The 1575-nt window shown below is 71.4% G+C and carries 4 protein-coding genes; all 4 read left to right on the top strand.

What is annotated here, in order from left to right:
- A partial coding sequence (locus ACFC0D_RS38515) for a hypothetical protein (protein ID WP_376446762.1) occupies positions 1 to 375 on the top strand: 375 nt, incomplete at its 5' end.
- Positions 372 to 761 (top strand): hypothetical protein, encoded by a 390-nt coding sequence (locus ACFC0D_RS38510; RefSeq protein WP_375821555.1) that lies wholly within the window; start codon positions 372 to 374, stop codon positions 759 to 761. The genes ACFC0D_RS38515 and ACFC0D_RS38510, both read left to right, overlap by 4 nt.
- A complete protein-coding gene (locus tag ACFC0D_RS38505) occupies positions 761 to 1234 on the top strand; it encodes a hypothetical protein (RefSeq protein ID WP_375821556.1) in 474 nt (157 codons plus the stop codon). The genes ACFC0D_RS38510 and ACFC0D_RS38505 overlap by 1 nt, the downstream gene beginning before the upstream one ends.
- A gap of 23 nt (positions 1235 to 1257) precedes the next feature.
- Positions 1258 to 1467, top strand: coding sequence for a hypothetical protein (locus tag ACFC0D_RS38500; protein ID WP_375821557.1), 210 nt, complete (start codon positions 1258 to 1260; stop codon positions 1465 to 1467).
- Positions 1468 to 1575 lie beyond the last annotated feature (108 nt).

The following is a 1575-nucleotide window of genomic DNA, read 5'->3' as shown; positions in this document are numbered from 1 at the left end:
CTCACCCACCTTGCGCGCGGCAAGAAGGCCGCGGCCGACCTCAAGAAGCTCTCCGCGGACAAGCGGGCGGAGTACGCGAAGGTGGTCGGCAAGCCGCTCGGGACGATCGCGGACACCCTCCCGGACAGCGGCATCGGTGACGCTCTGGACGACGCGCTCACCCCCGAATGGGCGGATGACGCGGTGGCGGTGCTCAAGGACGCGTACGAGTCGCTGACGACGCCGGCGTTCTGGATTCGGGTGGCGTACGGCGCCGCCGGCGTCGTCCTCATCGCGGGCGGCCTCTTCCTCATGGTGAAGAACACGGTGGTCACCGGGGCGGTCAAGCAGGTGGCCAAGGCAGTGCCCAAGGGCACGGGAGGGGCGAAGAAATGAACATCACTCCGGACCCGGACGAGATCGTCCAGGAGGAGGCCGAGCCGTACGAGACGCGGCCGGTTGCGGTGTCCGTGTGCGGTCCGACCGAGGTGCGGGAGCTGCCCGCGTCCGGGTACCCCGGCTACAAGACGGACACGGCCACGGCCGCGGTGGCCGTGCGGGTGCTCGCGCTGGAGCCGCGCCGCCAGTACGCGACGCTGATCGCGCAGGATCAGGACGTGTGGATCTCCAGCACGCAGGCCGGTGCGCAGTCGGGGGCCGCGGGCGCGATGCGCATTCCGGCCGTCCTGCCCTACGTCGTGCGGCACACCCATGAGCTGTGGGTGTGCGCGGTCACCGGCAGCACGGCCGTGGGTGTCGAGTCCGTCTACTGGAGCCAGTGATGCCCTCTCCCACCTACGTGCCGCTCATCCGCACCGGCGTCGATGTCGAGTTCGCCGACGTGGCCGTGACCGGCGCCCTCGATGTGACCGGGGCCGCCACGGTCGGCGGGAACCTCACCGTTGCCGGGTACACCGCCCTGGAGGCGGGGCAGGCCGACGCGCAGTTCACCCTCTGGTCCGGGGACAAGGACACCCTCCGCATCGGCACCGCCGGCGGGGGCCTGGCCGTGGCCGAGGGCGCCGGCGCCACCAGCGGCGTGGCCACCCTGGTGGCGGGTGCGGTCACGGTGGCCACCAACAAGGTGGCCGCGAACTCCCGGATCCAGTGCACCGTCCAGTCCCTCGGAACGGTCACCACACCCAAGGCTGTCGGGGTCACCGCCCGGGTGGCCGGCACGTCGTTCACCATCACGTCCGCGGACGCGACGGACACGTCCGTCGTGGCCTGGTTCATCATCTCGCCCACGGCCTGAGCCGTCCTACAGAAGGGGGACCCATGTCCCCGCAGCAGCAGAGAGACCCGGTCCTGGCGCAGCTCGCCACGCTCCAGACCAAGGTGGACGGACTCCGCCGGGAGGTGAAGACGATCGCGGTCACGCAGGACCAGCACGCCAGGAAGATCCAATGGATGAGCGCGGTGGCCCTCCTGGCGGTGGGGGCGATAGGCGGGCCGGACGCCGTGGCCGCGCTCACGGGAGCGGCATGACGACGCCGGCGCCTCAAGTGCTGGACGCGTCCGGGTCGGTGACCCTGGACGCGTCCGGCCACGGCGTGGTCCAGCTGGCCCCTGAGTCGTTCCGGACCTGGCTGGTGA

Origin of the sequence: Streptomyces sp. NPDC056222 (assembly GCF_042264065.1) — a bacterium.
Lineage (GTDB): Bacteria > Actinomycetota > Actinomycetes > Streptomycetales > Streptomycetaceae > Streptomyces.
Note: the sequence above shows the minus strand (reverse complement) of the source record. Positions and strands in the feature narration are given on the sequence as shown.